Source organism: Rhodococcus sp. 21391, assembly GCF_016772255.1.
GTDB classification, from domain to species: Bacteria; Actinomycetota; Actinomycetes; order Mycobacteriales; family Mycobacteriaceae; genus Rhodococcus_F; species Rhodococcus_F opacus.
In genome coordinates this window covers 1216936-1232740 of the sequence record NZ_CP063781.1, presented here as the reverse complement: position 1 = coordinate 1232740, position 15805 = coordinate 1216936, and the positions used below count along the sequence as shown (strand labels likewise).

At 67.9% G+C, this 15805-nt stretch carries 14 protein-coding genes; 8 read left to right on the top strand and 6 right to left on the bottom strand.

The features are described 5' to 3' along the window. Positions 1-81 precede the first annotated feature (81 nt). Positions 82-1302 carry a fatty acid desaturase family protein gene (locus GO592_RS05760; RefSeq protein ID WP_007300454.1) on the top strand — a complete coding sequence of 407 codons (1221 nt, stop codon included), beginning with the start codon at positions 82-84 and terminating at the stop codon, positions 1300-1302. On the opposite strand, the gene GO592_RS05755 is transcribed toward GO592_RS05760, so the two are convergent. The 3 genes from GO592_RS05755 to GO592_RS05745 form a co-directional block, all read right to left on the bottom strand. Next, positions 1303-2604: a glutamine synthetase family protein gene (locus GO592_RS05755; RefSeq protein WP_007300453.1), complete on the bottom strand. Its 1302-nt coding sequence runs from the start codon at positions 2602-2604 to the stop codon at positions 1303-1305. After that, the gene (locus tag GO592_RS05750; protein WP_007300452.1) at positions 2604-4547 is read right to left on the bottom strand and encodes an acyl-CoA thioesterase/bile acid-CoA:amino acid N-acyltransferase family protein; all 1944 of its coding nucleotides are present in this window, start codon (positions 4545-4547) and stop codon (positions 2604-2606) included. The genes GO592_RS05755 and GO592_RS05750 overlap by 1 nt, the downstream gene beginning before the upstream one ends. 115 nt (positions 4548-4662) lie before the next feature. After that, positions 4663-5844, bottom strand: coding sequence for a PucR family transcriptional regulator (locus GO592_RS05745; protein WP_007300451.1), 1182 nt, complete (start codon positions 5842-5844; stop codon positions 4663-4665). 197 nt (positions 5845-6041) lie between these two features. Between GO592_RS05745 and GO592_RS05740 the strand changes: the two genes are divergently transcribed. Continuing rightward, positions 6042-7787, top strand: a complete 1746-nt coding sequence (locus tag GO592_RS05740; protein WP_007300450.1) for an aldehyde dehydrogenase family protein — start codon at positions 6042-6044, stop codon at positions 7785-7787. Between the two features lie 48 nt (positions 7788-7835). After that, positions 7836-9425 carry a GMC family oxidoreductase gene (locus GO592_RS05735; RefSeq protein WP_007300449.1) on the top strand — a complete coding sequence of 530 codons (1590 nt, stop codon included), beginning with the start codon at positions 7836-7838 and terminating at the stop codon, positions 9423-9425. A 69-nt stretch (positions 9426-9494) separates the two neighbouring features. Here the strand turns inward: GO592_RS05735 and GO592_RS05730 are convergent, their stop codons facing one another. Next, positions 9495-10085, bottom strand: coding sequence for a C40 family peptidase (locus GO592_RS05730; RefSeq protein ID WP_039952797.1), 591 nt, complete (start codon positions 10083-10085; stop codon positions 9495-9497). A 244-nt stretch (positions 10086-10329) separates the two neighbouring features. Here GO592_RS05730 and GO592_RS05725 point away from each other — a divergent pair, with 244 nt between their 5' ends. Both GO592_RS05725 and GO592_RS05720 read left to right on the top strand, forming a co-directional pair. Further along, the gene (locus tag GO592_RS05725; protein WP_172651332.1) at positions 10330-11157 is read left to right on the top strand and encodes an alpha/beta fold hydrolase; all 828 of its coding nucleotides are present in this window, start codon (positions 10330-10332) and stop codon (positions 11155-11157) included. A 160-nt stretch (positions 11158-11317) separates the two neighbouring features. Then, positions 11318-11878: an AAA family ATPase gene (locus GO592_RS05720; protein ID WP_082325030.1), complete on the top strand. Its 561-nt coding sequence runs from the start codon at positions 11318-11320 to the stop codon at positions 11876-11878. Positions 11879-11888: 10 nt separating this feature from the next. Here GO592_RS05720 and GO592_RS05715 read toward each other — a convergent pair whose 3' ends face one another. Together GO592_RS05715 and GO592_RS05710 are read right to left on the bottom strand one after the other, a co-directional pair. Beyond that, positions 11889-12389, bottom strand: a complete 501-nt coding sequence (locus GO592_RS05715; RefSeq protein WP_007300445.1) for a flavin reductase family protein — start codon at positions 12387-12389, stop codon at positions 11889-11891. Further along, positions 12386-12895 carry an NADPH-dependent FMN reductase gene (locus GO592_RS05710; protein ID WP_039952796.1) on the bottom strand — a complete coding sequence of 170 codons (510 nt, stop codon included), beginning with the start codon at positions 12893-12895 and terminating at the stop codon, positions 12386-12388. Before GO592_RS05710 ends, GO592_RS05715 begins: the two co-directional genes overlap by 4 nt. Positions 12896-13094: 199 nt before the next feature. Between GO592_RS05710 and GO592_RS05705 the strand changes: the two genes are divergently transcribed. The 3 genes from GO592_RS05705 to GO592_RS05695 are packed head-to-tail and all read left to right on the top strand — an operon-like array spanning position 13095 to position 15649. After that, positions 13095-13967 carry a MetQ/NlpA family ABC transporter substrate-binding protein gene (locus tag GO592_RS05705; RefSeq protein WP_007300443.1) on the top strand — a complete coding sequence of 291 codons (873 nt, stop codon included), beginning with the start codon at positions 13095-13097 and terminating at the stop codon, positions 13965-13967. Continuing rightward, on the top strand, positions 13968-14990 hold the full coding sequence (locus GO592_RS05700; protein ID WP_007300442.1) for a methionine ABC transporter ATP-binding protein: 1023 nt from the start codon (positions 13968-13970) through the stop codon (positions 14988-14990). Beyond that, a complete protein-coding gene (locus GO592_RS05695; protein WP_005252476.1) occupies positions 14987-15649 on the top strand; it encodes a methionine ABC transporter permease in 663 nt (220 codons plus the stop codon). The genes GO592_RS05700 and GO592_RS05695 overlap by 4 nt, the downstream gene beginning before the upstream one ends. Positions 15650-15805: the final 156 nt, after the last annotated feature.

The following is a 15805-nucleotide window of genomic DNA, read 5'->3' as shown; positions in this document are numbered from 1 at the left end:
GACGTGTGACCACAACACGGTTGCGCAACGGTTCGGCGGATTCGCTGATTGAGAATCGGGTGAACCGGGTACCGAGACCAGATGGCCATCACCGATATCAAGGAGTACAGCCACCTCACCGATGCGGATGTGGAGGCGCTGGGCGCGGAACTCGATGCGATCCGAGCAGACATCGAAGAGTCCCGCGGCGCCCGCGACGCGCGGTACATCGACCGGACGATCAAACTGCAGCGGTCGCTGGCGATCGCGGGCAGGGTCGTCCTGTTCGGTAGCCGGAAGAGACCTGCGTGGATCCTGGGTACCGCCTTGATGGGTGCGGCGAAGATCATCGAGAACATGGAACTCGGCCACAATGTCATTCACGGTCAATGGGATTGGATGAACGATCCCGAGATCCACTCGTCGAACTGGGAGTGGGACAACACGTGCCCGTCGTCGGGGTGGAAGCACTCGCACAACTACGTCCATCACAAGTTCACCAACATCGTGGGTCTCGACAGCGACGTCGGTTACGGGATCCTGCGTATGACCCGGGACCAGAAGTGGTCGCCGGTGTACCTGGCGCAGCCGTTCTACAACGTCCTGCTGGCGTTGCTGTTCGAGTGGGGTGTCGCGTTGCACCACCTGGACGTGGCGAGCATCCGTCGCGGCGACTACGACCGCGCCGAAACCCTCCGCAACGCGAAGGAGGTGGGACGCAAGATCGCGCGGCAGGTAGGCAAGGACTATGTGGTGTTCCCGGCGCTCACCGGCCCGGCATGGAAGAGCACGCTGACGGCGAACATCACCGCCAACGTGATCCGCAACCTGTGGGCCTACGGCGTGATCTTCTGCGGTCACTTCCCGGACGGTGCCGAGAAGTTCACCAAGGAGGAGTTCGAGAAGGAGACCAAGGCCGAGTGGTACCTGCGGCAGATGCTGGGCTCCGCCAACTTCAACGCCGGCCCGGTGCTGGCGTTCATGAGCGGCAACCTCTGCTACCAGATCGAGCACCACGCGTTCCCCGACCTGCCCAGCAACCGCTATGCCGAGATCGGTGTGAAGATGCGGGAACTGTGCGACAAGTACGACCTCCCCTACACGACGGGTTCGCTCCCGCACCAGTACGGGCTCACCCTCCGCACCATCTTCAAGCTCGCCCTGCCCAACCGCTTCCTGTCGGCGTCCGCGGACGACGCACCGGAGACGGCGTCGGAACTCCGATTCCGCATCCGGGGTGGGATGAAGGAAGTGTTCGGGGTCGATCCTGCGACCGGGAAGCGGCGCGGACTGCGCACCGCGCTGGCGATGATCCGCAACTGACTACGACGTCCACGCGTACCGGAAGCGCTGTGCGACCTCGTCGACCGGTTTGTCCCGGTATTCGGCGAGCTCGTACCCCTTGACCGCCGCGAGCGCCTCCATGATCAGCGGCCCGAACAGATCCCGCGCGAGCGCCGACGACTCGAACATTCCGAGCACGTCGGACGGCTGGGTCGGGAGGAGATCGACGGCGTGGGCGCCGGTCAGTTCCGCCGGGTCGACCGACACCGCGTCCGGGAGGGGAAGTCCAGTGGCGATGCCGTCGTGGGCGGCGCCGAGAATGGCGGCGCTGCTCAGATACGGGTTCGCGGACGGGTCGATGGGTTTGATCTCGAGGTTCGCGCCGTGCGGGTTCCCGGCGGTGTCCGCGCAGAGGCGGACGGCGGCCTCCCGGTTTTCCAGGCCCCAGCAGCGGAACACCCCCGACCACATGCCCGGGCGCAACCGCAGGTGCGACAGTGCCGACCCGGCGAGAACGGCCGTGAACTCGGGTAGCGCCCGCAGAATCCCGGCGATGGCCGCACCACCGGCGGGAGTCAGCCCGTACTGGCCCGGGCCTCCCGACAGGATCGGCAGGTCACCCTCGGCGATCGACACGTGCTGGTGGGCGCCGTTTCCCGCCCCTCCCGCGACGGGCATGGGTGAGAACGACGCCCGCAGCCCCTGGGCACGCGCGACCCGGCCGATCAGAGCGCGGGCAAGCACCGCGTTGTCGGCCGCCGTGACAGGATCCGCGGGGGCGAGCGACACCTCGAACTGGTTCAGCCCCGCCTCGGCGTGGACCTGTTCGATCGGTAGCGCGGCCGTCGACGCCGCAGCGAGCAGATGCTCGAAGAATTCATCCTGCGCGAGAACGGCATTGAGGCCGTAGGCGGACCATTCTTCGGCGGTCGCCGCGTCGAAGAGGGTGAACTCGATCTCGTGACCGATCCGCGCGGTCAGTCCGGATTCCGCCAACCGCGTCGACACCTGCCGCAGCGCACCCCGGGTGCAGGCGAGCGACGGCGTCCCGTCCTGCTCGGTCAGGCACGCCGGCGCCCAATACGTGCCGTTGCCCAGATCTCGCACGTCGTCGCCGTCGATACGCAGACGGAGGTCGCCCACGACGGAGAAGGACGGTGTGAACGCGAGATGGTCGTCGACGCAGAACACATTCCAGCTCGGCGATGCTCCAGCACCGGAGTCGACGAAGGAATCCAGTCTCGAGATCGGAAATACTTTCGCCCGGGACACCCCGGCCATGTCGACGATCGAGCCGACGATGCGGTCCGTGTGGCCGAAGCCGCCCTCTGCGCCGCGCATCAGGCCCTCGCCACCGCGGTGGTTCGCGCGAGGAAGCCGAGCACGCTGTGCACCGCTTCGCGCTGCGCCCGGCCCTGACCTGCGCCCCCGCCCCCGAACGCGATGCCGCCGGTCCACTGCGCGTCGGCGGGGAACATTCCGAGGCGGAGGAGGTGGCCGGCGCCGTCGAACGTCCGGTGCTCGCCGCGGGTGTCGGATCGACGCCCGAGAAGTGCCGTGGCCATCTCGTCCGACGGCCACAACTGGTCGTCGGCGCCGGTCAGACACAGCACCGACGCGGTCGCCTGTTCGGCCCGCAGCGTCGCCTCGGCCGGTGCGGCCGCGAGCCCGGCCCGGTAGGCGGCACCCAGGCGCAGCAGGCTCGGCCGGTGCGCGGTGACATCGTGGTGCGCCCGCCACGCGTTGCGGATCAGCTGCGGCATCAGCGCCCCACCCGGCAACGGCGCCCACGGCACGAGCCCGCCGTTCCACGTCCACGACGGGGTGGCGGCGATCTCGCCGTCGGGGCCGATCGCCTGCCACGACACCGAACTCGGACTGACCAGGATCAGCCCGGCGACGGGGAGGTCGCCGACGCAGGCGGAGGCCAACAGACCCTCCGCGCCGCGCGAAATGGCCATCGCGGTCAGCCGGTTCGCGTCCACCGACGGCTGCGCACCGAGAACCTCGACCGCAGACGCGAACCGCTCGAGCGGTATGTTCACCAGCGTCGCGTCGGTGTTCGATTCGTCCACCCACGAATAGGCCAGTGCGGCATACCCGTTGGCGGCGAGCATCCCGATGGTGGAACGTTGGGAGTCGACGCCGCCCTCCGAGCCGCCGAAGCAGGCGACGCCCGGCCACCCGCCGCTCGGCGCGTCGCCGGCGGGCAGTGCGAGCAGGGCGGGCCGGCCGCCGACTTCGAGGGAGCGGACGGACACTCCGGGGGCGCTCACGTGACGCGTCACCGTCCGCCGCGACGTTCCGTCCGGAGTGCTCGCCTCGACGGTGACCAGCCAGGCGTCGGGCGGCGGTACGAAGAGGTCGGGTACCCGGTCTTCGGACACGAAACGCATGGCCCACAGCGGGGCGTCGGCGTCCGCCACGTCCCAATCACCGTGGTCCGGAACCTGTCCGGCGACGTCGACGATTCCGTCGGCCTGGACGGTGAACGTGGCCTCGGACCGCCATTGCCCACCGAACAGGTCGGTCCCGGTGGTGCGGACGGTCACCGACGATCCGGGCCGGGCGCCGCGGACGATCAGCGAGAACGCCTCGTCGTGACGCGACGACGCCGGAACGTCGAGTTCGAGGGACCCCGCCGACACGTCCGCGGCCGGCGCGGGTTGCTCGGCGACCGCCGGCTCCGCCGAAGATTGCGTCTCCAGCAGCTGCGACCGCTTCTCGAACCATCCGGGAAATACCGCGGACACCAGCCCCGCGATGCCCATGAGGGTGAACGGCAGCACCCAGTAGCAGACGACGGACAGGGTGTCGCCGGCGTCGCGCATGGTGGCGTCGCCGTCGACGATCGGCGGGATCAGCGAGAACACGGTCATCAGTCCGAACGCGGCCACCCACATCCACGTCATGGCCGTGGTGATGTACCGGAAGCCGCCGCTCGCCGCCGTCCGGGCGTCCACGGATGCCGTCGCGTACTCGCGCACGAAGGGCCGCCCGATCAGGACGCCCACCGCCGCGATCGCGAACAACCCGAAGTTGCTGAGCGGCTGAAGCCAGCGTTCGAGGGCGGCGTCGTCCAGGGTGAGTGCCGCGATCAGCAGCAGCGCGAAAACGGCGACGGTGCCGACCTCGAGGGTCCGCCACGGCTGGCCCCGTAACCGTTGCAGCACCTGGCCAATCGCCGCGATACCGAACGCGATCGCGACGGCAGCGACGAATCCCGTGCTGCCCACCAGGATCCAGTAGACGATCCACGGTGCGAATCCGATGATGAATCCCATTGCACTGCCCCACTGCTCGGCACACCCGAGCGGACGACGGCCGACCCACACATATTGTCGGCCCTCGGGCGGGCGCGGGGGCCGGATTCACCGAGCCGAGCGGGTGCCGCCCAGGTCACGCACCGAGCAGCTGGTGCGCCCGCAGACCGACGTACAGTTCGGCGGCGTCGATGGGGTCGGAGAAGTCGCGTCCCGTGAGGGTGTGGATTCTGCGCAGCCGGTACAGGACGGTGTTGCGATGGTAGTGCAGTTGGGTGGCCGCCGCGGTGGTGGATCCGCGACAGGAGAACCACGCGTCGAGAGTGGCGAGCAGGCTCTCCTGTTCCTCGGCGGGCAGCGCCAGCACCGGTCCGAGGATCTGGTTCGACGCCAGCTTGCCGGCGTCGGGAACGCTGACCAGCAGCAGCGACACCGGCACCGACTCGTAACGGGTGGGGGTGCATCCGCCGTGTCCGGCGCAGCGACGCGCGATCCGTGCCTGCTCGACGGCCCGGCTCGTCCCGCCGGGACGTCCGAACACCGAGCTGACCCCGATCCGTCCGTGCCCGGTGCGGCCGAGGAGGTCCAACGCGGAATCGAGCACCTCGGCGGTGGCGGCCCACAGCAGTCCGATCCGGCCGTCGACCTCCGTGTCCCACACCGAGTCGACACCCACACCGCGGAGGTCCGACTGCACGACGTCCGCGGCGGACGGAGAGGCCGCCGCTTCGACGGACACGACGAGGAACGTGCTGTTCTCCGGAATCCGGAACGTGCGGAGCGCGTCGGCGGCGCCGGCCGGGTTGGCCGCGTGGTCACCGAACAGGGTTCTGATCAGCCGGCCTCGCGACTCGGCGTCCTCGCGGGCGCGCAGGTCGGCGGTCTCCCGGTATGCCTCCGCTGCGCTGTCCGAATAGTCGTCCACGAGCGCCCACACCTGAGCGGCCATGTCGAGCAGGGCGTTGGTGGCGCGACCCTCCGAGCGGTCCATCAGTTCGTCCCAGATCAGGCGGCCGCCGAGCCGAAATGCGTGGAGCAACGCCGCGAGCGGCACACCCTGTTCGGCCTTCAACTGTCCGGCCGCACGCGCCGCCTCGAGCCGGATCGGCGCACCGCCCGCCAGGTTGCCCAGCATCGCAGTCAGATTATCGACGCACGCCGCGTACAACTGCTCGGGGGTGAGGAGGGTCGCCTCCACGTAGCCGTGCTCGGCCGACAGGATGCGCGAGACGAGTTCCTCGGACAACTGGTCCACGGACTCCAGCATCGATCCCAGAAGATCGGTGGGCGATGGCGCGACATCCGAGCTGACAGTCATCCGGCAAGACTATCCACCGTGCGTGGTCCGCGCCATACCCTTTTTGTGCGACGGCATAGCCCGGATGTTCACATTGACAGCCGCTGCCTATGGCGCGGTGCCCGGAACTGAGACGAGAATCAGTAATCTACGCCACAGTAGTTTGTCCTTCTGCGGCGCGGTCCTTCATGCACTCGACCCGAGCGGAGCTGTCCACAGTGAGCACTTCAGAACCCGAGGCCACCTCCAACACCCCCGGCGCGACCTCCCCACATCCGGACGTCGACGCGGCCCTCGCCGACCTCGCCGAGGGCGAGAAGACCTGGGCCGACCTCTCCCTCGCCGATCGCAGGAAACTTCTCGACAAGGTGCACGACCTCACCGTGCAGCACGCCGCCGACTGGGTGGACGCCGCGGTCGCGATCAAGGGCCTGGACCCGAAGTCGCCGCTGGTCGGCGAGGAATGGATGTCCGGACCGTACCCGCTGGCCACCGGCACCGCGGCACTATCCGCGAGCCTGGCGAAACTCGAGGCCGGATCGAGCCCGCTGGACGGCGCCACATTCGGCACGGCACCCGGCGGCCGCACCACGGTCAAGGCGCTGCCCCTGAACATCTTCGACAAGCTGCTGCTCAGCGGATTCAGCGCGGACGTGTGGTTGCAGCCGGGAATCGATCGTGCGACGGCACAGCGCGACGCGGGCCTCGCCCAGCGTGACCCGTCGCTGACGCAGGGCATCGGCGTGGTCCTGGGCGCAGGCAACATCACCTCGATCGCCCCGCTCGACACCCTGTACGAACTGATCGCGCACAATCGCGTCGTCGCGCTCAAGCTCAACCCCATCACCGACCGCCTGCTGCCCGTGCTGACACGTGTCCTGGAACCGCTCATTTCGATCGGCGCGGTCCGGTTGCTGACCGGCGGCGCGGAGGTCGGGACGTATCTGGTGCACCACGACCTCGTCGACCACGTGCACATGACGGGCAGCGCGCTCACCCACGACGCGATCGTGTTCGGGACCGGCGAGGAGGGCGCGCGGCGCAAGGCTGCGAACGAGCCGATCCTCGGCAAGGCTATCTCCAGTGAACTCGGCGGTGTGTCCCCCACCATCGTGCTGCCCGGTGAATGGAGCCGCGCCGACATCAAGTTCCAGGCCGAACACATTGCGACGCAACGACTCCACAACGGCGGCTACAACTGCGTCGCGGCGCAGGCGGTGGTCGTGTCGTCCGAGTGGAAGCAGCGCGACGAGTTCGTCGCAGCCCTGAAGGAGGCCCTCGACACGGCACCGGACCGCGCCGCGTACTACCCCGGCAGCGACTCCCGGGTCGCCGACGCCACCGCGTCGTTCCCCACCGCCGCACGCCTGGGCGAGAACGGCGGACGCGTCCTGGTCACCGATCTCGAGCCCGGCGCCTACGCCCCGCTCCTGCAGACCGAGTACTTCGCCCCGGTGCTCGGCGTGATCGACCTTCCCCACGGCGGCGCCGAGTTCGCGGCACACGCCGCGGACCTCGTGAACGAGGACTTCATCGGCACCCTCGGCGTCAACATCGTCGCCGCGCCGCAGACCATCCGCGAGCTGGGCGCGGAGTTCGACTCACTGCTCGAAAGCCTCCGCTATGGAACCATCGCCGTGAACGCGTGGACCGGCGTCGGGTACCTCACCGCTACCGCGACCTGGGGAGCCTTCCCCGGCCACACCCTCAACGACGTCCAGAGCGGCATCGGCGTGGTGCACAACGCCCTGCTCATCGACCGGCCGGAGCGCACCGTCGTCCGCGGCCCGTTCCGTCCGTCGCCGCGGTCGATCCTGAACCGTGAGATGTCCATCTCGCCCAAACCCCCGTGGTTCGTCACCAACCGAACCGCCGCCACGACAGGTCGATTGCTGACAGGATTTGCCGGTGCACCCTCATGGACCCGGCTGCCGGCGATCTTCGCGTCCGCGCTGCGTGGATGAGGGCTGCGTGTCCTCGATCCCCCACCCCCGTCGAAGTGGAGATGAACGATGAATCAGGAACTGTCTGTGGCCGACTACGTGATCGTGGGGTCGGGTTCGGCAGGTGCCGTGCTGGCCGACCGGCTCAGCGCCGACTCCGGCAGCGAGGTCGCGGTCCTCGAGGCCGGCGGTGAGGACAAGGACAAGTTCGCGCACATCCCCGCCGCCTTCTCGAAACTGTTTCGCAGCGAGATGGATTGGGACTACCTGACCGAGCCGCAACCCGGGCTCGGTGGGCGGACGATCTACTGGCCGCGCGGCAAGATGCTCGGCGGCTCGTCGTCGATGAACGCGATGATGTGGGTGCGCGGATTCGCCGCCGACTACGACGAGTGGGCCGAACTCACCGACGACTCCTGGTCGTTCAAGGAAGTGGTCAAGTATTTCCGCCGCATCGAGAACGTCCAGGACGCGTCGGACGCCGACAGCGGAACCGGCGGACCGATCGTCGTCTCGCATCAGCGGAGCCCCCGGGCCCTCACCGCGTCGTTCCTGGCGGCGGCCGAGGAGACCGGCTATCCCGTCGAGCGGGCGAACGCCATTCGACCCGAGGGTTTCTCACAAACCATGGTGACGCAGAAGCGGGGTGCTCGGTGGAGTACCGCCGACGCCTACCTCCGACCGGCGCTGAAACGGAAGAATCTGACCGTCCTCACCGGCGCCCAGGCCACCCGGGTTCTGTTCGAGGGCTCCGCGGCCGTCGGAGTCGAGTACGAGAAGGACGGGGTGCGACGCACCATCCGCGCCGCAAAGGAAGTGATCCTCGCCGGCGGGGCGATCAACTCCCCGCAACTCCTCATGCTGTCGGGCATCGGCGACGAGGCACAGTTGCGCGAGCACGGTATCGCGGTGCAGCAGCACCTGCCGGAGGTCGGGAAGAATCTGCTTGACCATCTGGTGTCGTTCCTCGGCTACAGCGTCGACTCGGACTCGCTGTTCGCCGCCGAGAAGATCCCCGAGCTGCTCAACTACCTGACCCGTCGCCGCGGCATGCTCACGTCGAATGTGGCCGAGGCGTACGGCTTCACGCGCAGTCGGGACGATCTGGCACTGCCCGATCTCGAGATGATCTTCGGGCCGGCGCCGTTCTTCGACGAGGGCCTCATCCCGGCGACCGGTCACGCCGCGGTGATCGGCACCATCCTCGTGAAACCCGAGAGTCGAGGCGAGATCTCGCTGCGGTCGGCCGATCCCCTCGCCAAGCCGATCATCGATCCCCGCTACCTCAGCGACAGCGGCGGAGTCGACCGGCGGGCGATGCTCGAAGGACTGCGCCTGTGCGACGCCCTCGCATCGGCTCCGGCGCTGAAGTCGCGGCTCGGCAACATGATTCGCCCGGCCGTCACGCCGAGCACGCCGCTCGACGAGATACTCGCCCGGGCACTGCAGGAGAATGCCCACACGCTCTACCACCCGGTTGGGACGTGTCGCATGGGCAACGACGACGCGAGCGTCGTCACGCCCGACCTGCGGGTGCGAGGGGTCGACAAACTGCGCGTCGCCGACGCGTCGATCATGCCCGCCATCCTCCGCGGGCACACCCACGCACCGTCCGTTCTCATCGGTGAGCGGGCGTCGGACCTGATCCGGAACTCGTAGCGCTTCGCGCCCCGTGCGCCTTTTTGGTAGCGCTGGCAACCAGAAAGGCGCACGGGCGGCGGAGCCGCCTTAGTACCGGCGCGCCGCGTAGAACGGCATCGAATCGAGGGGCGCCTGCTTCACCGGCTGCCCGGACGTGGGCGCGTGGACGACCGTGCCGTTCCCGGCGTAGAGCCCGACGTGGTTCGCCCCGTCGAACAGGACGAGATCACCCGGCTGCAGGCTGCCCTTGTCGACGGGCGAGCCACCGTTCACCTGGTCGTAGGTGGTGCGAGGCACGGAGATGCCCGCCTGCTTGTACGCCCACTGCACCAGACCCGAGCAATCGAAGGCGTTCGGCCCGGTTGCGCCCCAGACGTACGGCGATCCGATCTTCGATTCGGCGGCCGCGAGAGCCTGCGCGCCGTGGGTGGACGGCAACGCCGGTGGGGCAGGCAACGGTCCCGGGAGAGGCCCAGGGTTCGGAGCCGGAGCCGGAGCCGGCGGCACCGGCGGCACGCCTGGTACCTCGAACGTCCCAATCCCTGGGATCGTGATCGGCTCCGCTGCAGCGGGAGCAACGGGAAGCAGAAACGCTCCCACTCCCACACCGGCGGCGATCAGGAGACCGCCGGTCGAAAACTGCAGACGATTGCCCCGACGCAATCTATGCTTGGCCATTGAGCTGAGTCCTTCATTCATGAGGTTCCGGCGACATCAGTGCCGCTCGGACGAGACGTTAGATAACATCCCGGTCACGGACTCAGCGGACAACGGCCGAATGGCCCATACACATACCTGTTTTCGCAATCCAGGTATATAACGATCAGATCTCGAACCGACCGGTCAGTCACGAAACTTCAGAAACAGGTATGCCTTCAGGCAATTCGGCCCGTTACCGAAGGCATGCGCGTCGTCCACGCTGTTGGGCGTGTCACTGATCCAGAATTCAGAACCCGAGATCTTCGGGGAACCCGCAGATGCGGACGCCGCGACCCTCACTGTCGTGGGGCGAGGCTCACCCGTCGTCTTCCTGCACGGATGGGGGCTCACCCCGCGGGTGTACGGCCGCAGCCTGTCGATGCTCGCCCAGCAGGGACATCGCGTCGTCACTCCGACGCTCCCCGGCTTCGGCGGAACTCCCGACCATCCGCCCGAGGCCCGCACCTTCGCGGGTTACGCGGCCTGGCTGGGACGGTTCCTCGACGAGGCGGGAATCAGCGAACCGGTGACACTGGTCGGCCACTCCTTCGGCGGGGGCGTCGCCATTCAGGCTGCCCACGACCTTCCGGAGCGGGTCGCGCGCCTGGTGCTCGTCAACTCCGTCGGCGGTGGCGCCTGGTCGTCCGACGGCTGGGGAATCCGGCCCATCGGCGAAAGGCCGCTGTGGGACTGGGGCGCTTCGGCGCTGGGTGAGGCGCTGTCGATCCGGACCATCGCGCACACCACGGCGTCGCTCGTCAACGGGTTCCTGCCCAACACGCTGCGGGATCCGCGTGCGGTCTGGCGCACCGCGCACCTGGCCAGACGGGCGGACCTGCGCCACGAACTCGGCGTCCTCGCCGACCGGGGCCTACCGGTCTCCCTCGTCTGGGGTCGCGGGGACCGGACGATTCCGCTCGCCAGCTTCGAGTCGATGCGGAAGGCACTCCGCAATCCGACCGTCCTCACCGTGACGGGGGGTCACGGCTGGCTGATCCACGATCCCACCTCGTTCGCCGACACCGTCCGCCGGGCACTCCGCAGCCCGTGAGTGGTTGACGAGTCCAGAGACTCGCACACCACGCACGGGTGGCGCAGCCGCCGGTCGGACCAGCCGGGTCGATGAAGCGCTCGGCCGCCATGGGAACTGCGAGTACGCAGATTTCGACGCGTGGTGCCACAAGCCTCCGCGTTGGCCGTAACCTCGCTCCATGACCCCGCGCGAACCCCGCCGCAGTTCTGCGCGGCGAAGTCCAGTTCTCGTCGTCCTTGCCGGACTGCCGGGATCGGGAAAGTCGACGATCGCACGGGGGCTGGCGCAATCACTCGGTGCAGCACACGTGCGCATCGACAGCATCGAACAGGCCATTCTCGACTCGTCTCTTGCAGCACCGTCGGTCGCAGAGGCCGGTTACCGGGTGGGATACGCCGTGGCCCGCGACATCCTGCGCGGCAACGTCTCCGTTGTCGCCGACTCGGTCAATCCGATCGACGTGACCAGAGATGCGTGGCGGACAGTCGCGCGCGACCTCGATGCGTCACTCGCCGAGATCGAGGTCGTCTGCTCGGACGAGCAGGAACACCGGCGTCGCGTCGAGACCCGCGTCGTCGATGTGGCAGGTCTGCGGGTTCCCACTTGGTCGGACGTCGTCCGACGCGAATACCAGCCCGTCGATTCTTCCGTGCACGTCCTGGACACGGCAGGCCGGGACGCGACCGCGTGCATCGACGAAGCCTTGGCCGTGGTCAGCGCCGGGGGGCGCCCGCAGTAGCGGGACCGGGTCAGGACGCGACGGTGCGCAACCAGCGGAACCGGCTGCGGTGGAACACGATCGGCTCGATCTCGGACTGCACCCTCAGTTCGTTGATCCGCAGGACCACGATCGCGTGATCCCCGGCAGGCACCTGTTGGGTGACGGTGGTGTCCAGCCACACCGACGCTCCGTCGATGAACAGCGCACCGCCGTCGGTGGTTTCGGTGTCGAGGCCCGCGAACCGGTCGCCGGTCTTCGCGGCCAGCACGCGGGCGGCCGCGTCGTGCGCCTCACCGAGCACGCTGATCCCGACGTGGGCGAGGTCCGCGAGTTTCGGCCACGTGGTGGACGTGTTCTGCACGCAGAACGCGACCAGCGGCGGCTCCAGCGACACGGGCACGAACGTGCTCGCCGCCATCCCGACGCGCTCACCGTCGACTTCGGCGCAGACGGCGACGACGCCGCTCGGGAAATGTCCGAACGCCTCCCGGAGCGAAGTCTTGTCCAGTGTGCCGTCTGCCTGCGTCATGAGAGTTCCGTCCGGGTCCGGGCCGCCGCGGTGAGGATCGAACCCCACCGCTCGGCGTAGTCGGCGATGCGCGTGTCGGTCGTGTAGGTGGTGTCGATGAGGTACAAACCGGGAGCGGGGGCCGTTGCGCCGAGTTCGACGAGCACCGGCTTGAGCAGCAGGTCCGGCGCCATGGCGTGCGCAGGCCCGGCCCCGAGCATCAGCGGCACCACCACGACGTCCTTCAGGCCGTCTCCGGTCGCGAACTGGTCGAGGAACAGCTTCAGCACGCCGGTGTACGACGCTTTGAACGTCGGGCTGGCGAACACGACGAGGTCCGACGACGCCACCGTGTCCACGGCCGCCGCGGCCTTGTCGTCACCCCATCCGAGCAGACCCGCACCGAGTTCGATCACGTCGACCATGGAATCCGCGGCGGCACCCGTGACCGCGGTCGCGACCAGACCGGCTGCGTCCAGCGTCCGTGAACCGGGCTTGGGATTGCCCGCCACTACCGTTACCTTCATTGCTTCATCACCTCTCGCGCGTCTACCCCGCCACCCTAGAGCACTCTGCGGTTCCGGTCGAATACTGCAGGGCAGGAACGGAAGTCGCCACACGACCCTTCGAATCACGGCGATCCAAACCATTCCGCGCAACTTCCGGAGGCGCTACCTTGCCAGTGGCCACACTCCGTGGTCATCCGATCGATCGTGGGGATTTTCCGTGAAGTTCAGCCGTTCTCTCGCCCTTGCCGCCGTTCCACTCCTGGCAGCACTGACAGCGTGCTCCGGTGGATCCGGGAGCGCCGACGGCGACACGGTCCGGATCGGAACCACCGAGGCCAGTGACCGCTCGTGGGAGATCTTCGAGGACAAGGCGAAGGACGCGGGTATCACGCTCGACGTCGTGAACTTCTCCGACTACTCGCAGCCGAACATCGCCCTGTCGCAGGGGCAGATCGATGCCAATCTCTTCCAGCACCTGCAGTTCCTCGGCGAGTACAACACCGGCGCGGACGACGACCTCACCCCGATCGGCGCCACCCAGATCGTGCCGCTCGGCCTGTACTCGCTGAAGCACCAGAGCCTCACCGACATTCCGCAGGGCGGCGAGATCGCGATCCCCAACGACCCCAGCAACCAGGCTCGTGCGCTGTTCGTGCTGAAGGGCGCCGGCCTGCTCACGCTGACCGGCGACAACCCGTCCCCCACACCCGCCGACATCGACACGGCTGCGTCCAAGGTGAAGGTGACCCCGGTCGACGCCGCCCAGACGGCGCTGTCGCTCGCATCCGTCGACGGCGCGATCGTCAACAACACGTTTCTCGAGCGTTCGGGCATCGACCCCCAATCGGCTCTCTACAAGGACGACCCGTCCAGCCCGGCCGCCGAGCCGTACATCAACACGTTCGTCACCCGCGCCGAGGACAAGGACAACGCGACGTACCTCGAACTCGTGAAGATCTGGCACGACCCCGAGATCCAGGCCGCCGTGCGCGAGGAGTCGAAGGGAACGTCCGTCGAGGTGGAACGCGACGGTGCCCAACTGCAGCAGATCCTGTCGCGGGTCGAAGAGGGAATTCGTTCGGCCAAGTAGATGACATCGATCGTCCGATTCGAATCCGTCACGAAAACCTTCTCTTCGGGAAAGAAGACGCTCACCGCTGTCGACGCCGTGGATCTCACCATCGAGAGGGGTGAGATCTTCGGGGTCATCGGCTACTCGGGGGCCGGGAAGAGCACGCTGGTTCGGCTGATCAACGGCCTGGAACGCCCGACGAGCGGGCGTGTCGTCGTCGACGACGTCGACATCACCGCGCTGTCGGAATCGAAACTCCGGCACGTGCGCGCGAAGATCGGGATGATCTTCCAGCAGTTCAACCTGTTCCGCTCGCGGACCGTCGCCGGGAACGTCGCGTACCCCCTCGTCGTGGCGGGGTGGCCGCGACAGAAGCGCTGCGAGCGCGTCGCCGAACTCCTCGAGTTCGTGGGCCTCTCCGACAAGGCGCGGGCCTACCCCGACCAGCTGTCCGGCGGGCAGAAGCAGCGTGTCGGGATCGCCCGCGCGCTCGCGACGTCGCCGGACCTGCTGCTCGCCGACGAGTCCACCAGTGCCCTGGACCCGGAGACCACGCAGGACGTACTCCGCCTGCTCCGCAAGGTGAACCGGGAACTCGGGGTCACCATCGTGGTGATCACGCACGAGATGGACGTCGTCCGGGCCGTCGCGGATCGTGTCGCCGTGCTGGCGGAGGGTCGCGTCGTGGAACTCGGCACGGTTTTCGACGTCTTCTCCGAACCCCAGGCGCCGGCGTCGAAGAGCTTTGTGAGCACGATCCTGCGCAACCGCCCGGAGCCCGCCGACCTGGAACGCCTGCGGTCGCGTTTCGGTGGCCGGATCGTCACCGCCGACGTGCGGGACGGCAGCCGGATCGGCGACGTTCTCTCCGACGTGGGCGGGCACGGCGTGCGATTCGAGGTCGTCTACGGCGGCATCACCACCCTGCAGGACCGCTCGTTCGGCAGTCTCACGCTCGAACTCGTCGGTCCGGACGACGGCGTCGACGACGTGATCCGCAGGTTGCGGACCGTCACCGACGTCGAGGAAGTACAGGCATGACCACGAACTGGGACAAGCTGCGCCCCGTACTGTTCGAATCCATCGGCACCACCATCTACATGGTGGTGATCACCCTGGTGGTCGGCGGGCTGATCGGGCTCGTGGTGGGCACGCTGCTGTACGCCACGCGGAAGGGCGGGATTCTCCAGAACACGGCCGCCTACACGGTGCTGAACATCCTGGTGAACATCGTCCGGCCGATTCCGTTCATCATCCTGCTCGCCGCACTGGGGCCCGTGACCCTCGCCGTGGTGGGCCGGACCATCGGAACCGAGGCCGCGATCTTCGTGATGATCATCGCGTCGTCGTTCGCCATCGCACGCATCGTGGAACAGAATCTGGTGACCGTCGACCCCGGCGTGATCGAGGCTGCCCGCGCGATGGGCGCGGGACCCCTGCGGATCATCGTCACCCTGCTGATCCCGGAAGCCCTGGGCCCGTTGATCCTCGGCTATACGTTCGTTCTCATCGGCATCGTCGACATGTCCGCGATGGCGGGGACGATCGGCGGCGGCGGGCTCGGCGACTTCGCCATCGTCTACGGCTATCAGCGATTCAACTGGCAGGTGACCCTCGTCGCCACCCTCGTCATCATCCTGCTCGTCCAGGCCTCCCAGTTCTTCGGCAACTGGCTGGCGCGAAAGGCGCTGCGCCGCTGACCCGTGAGTACTTGTCAACCGCCCGCGGTTAACAAGTACTCACGGGCGGGACGCCCTTGACCGGGATACTCGCCGCGAGTAAGGATGAATATGTTCTGTGCGCGGCGATTTCATTCCCGGAGAGAGGAATTCACACCCCCAGGACCAATGGCGGCG

Excerpts from the sequence above, each read along its gene's own strand:
- GO592_RS05760 (WP_007300454.1), top strand. The coding sequence starts at position 82 with ATGGCCATCACCGATATCAAGGAGTACAGCCACCTCACCGATGCGGAT.
- GO592_RS05755 (WP_007300453.1), bottom strand. The coding sequence starts at position 2,604 with ATGCGCGGCGCAGAGGGCGGCTTCGGCCACACGGACCGCATCGTCGGC.
- GO592_RS05750 (WP_007300452.1), bottom strand. The coding sequence starts at position 4,547 with ATGGGATTCATCATCGGATTCGCACCGTGGATCGTCTACTGGATCCTG.
- GO592_RS05745 (WP_007300451.1), bottom strand. The coding sequence starts at position 5,844 with ATGACTGTCAGCTCGGATGTCGCGCCATCGCCCACCGATCTTCTGGGA.
- GO592_RS05735 (WP_007300449.1), top strand. The coding sequence starts at position 7,836 with ATGAATCAGGAACTGTCTGTGGCCGACTACGTGATCGTGGGGTCGGGT.
- GO592_RS05730 (WP_039952797.1), bottom strand. The coding sequence starts at position 10,085 with ATGGCCAAGCATAGATTGCGTCGGGGCAATCGTCTGCAGTTTTCGACC.
- GO592_RS05720 (WP_082325030.1), top strand. The coding sequence starts at position 11,318 with ATGACCCCGCGCGAACCCCGCCGCAGTTCTGCGCGGCGAAGTCCAGTT.
- GO592_RS05715 (WP_007300445.1), bottom strand. The coding sequence starts at position 12,389 with ATGACGCAGGCAGACGGCACACTGGACAAGACTTCGCTCCGGGAGGCG.
- GO592_RS05710 (WP_039952796.1), bottom strand. The coding sequence starts at position 12,895 with ATGAAGGTAACGGTAGTGGCGGGCAATCCCAAGCCCGGTTCACGGACG.
- GO592_RS05700 (WP_007300442.1), top strand. The coding sequence starts at position 13,968 with ATGACATCGATCGTCCGATTCGAATCCGTCACGAAAACCTTCTCTTCG.
- GO592_RS05695 (WP_005252476.1), top strand. The coding sequence starts at position 14,987 with ATGACCACGAACTGGGACAAGCTGCGCCCCGTACTGTTCGAATCCATC.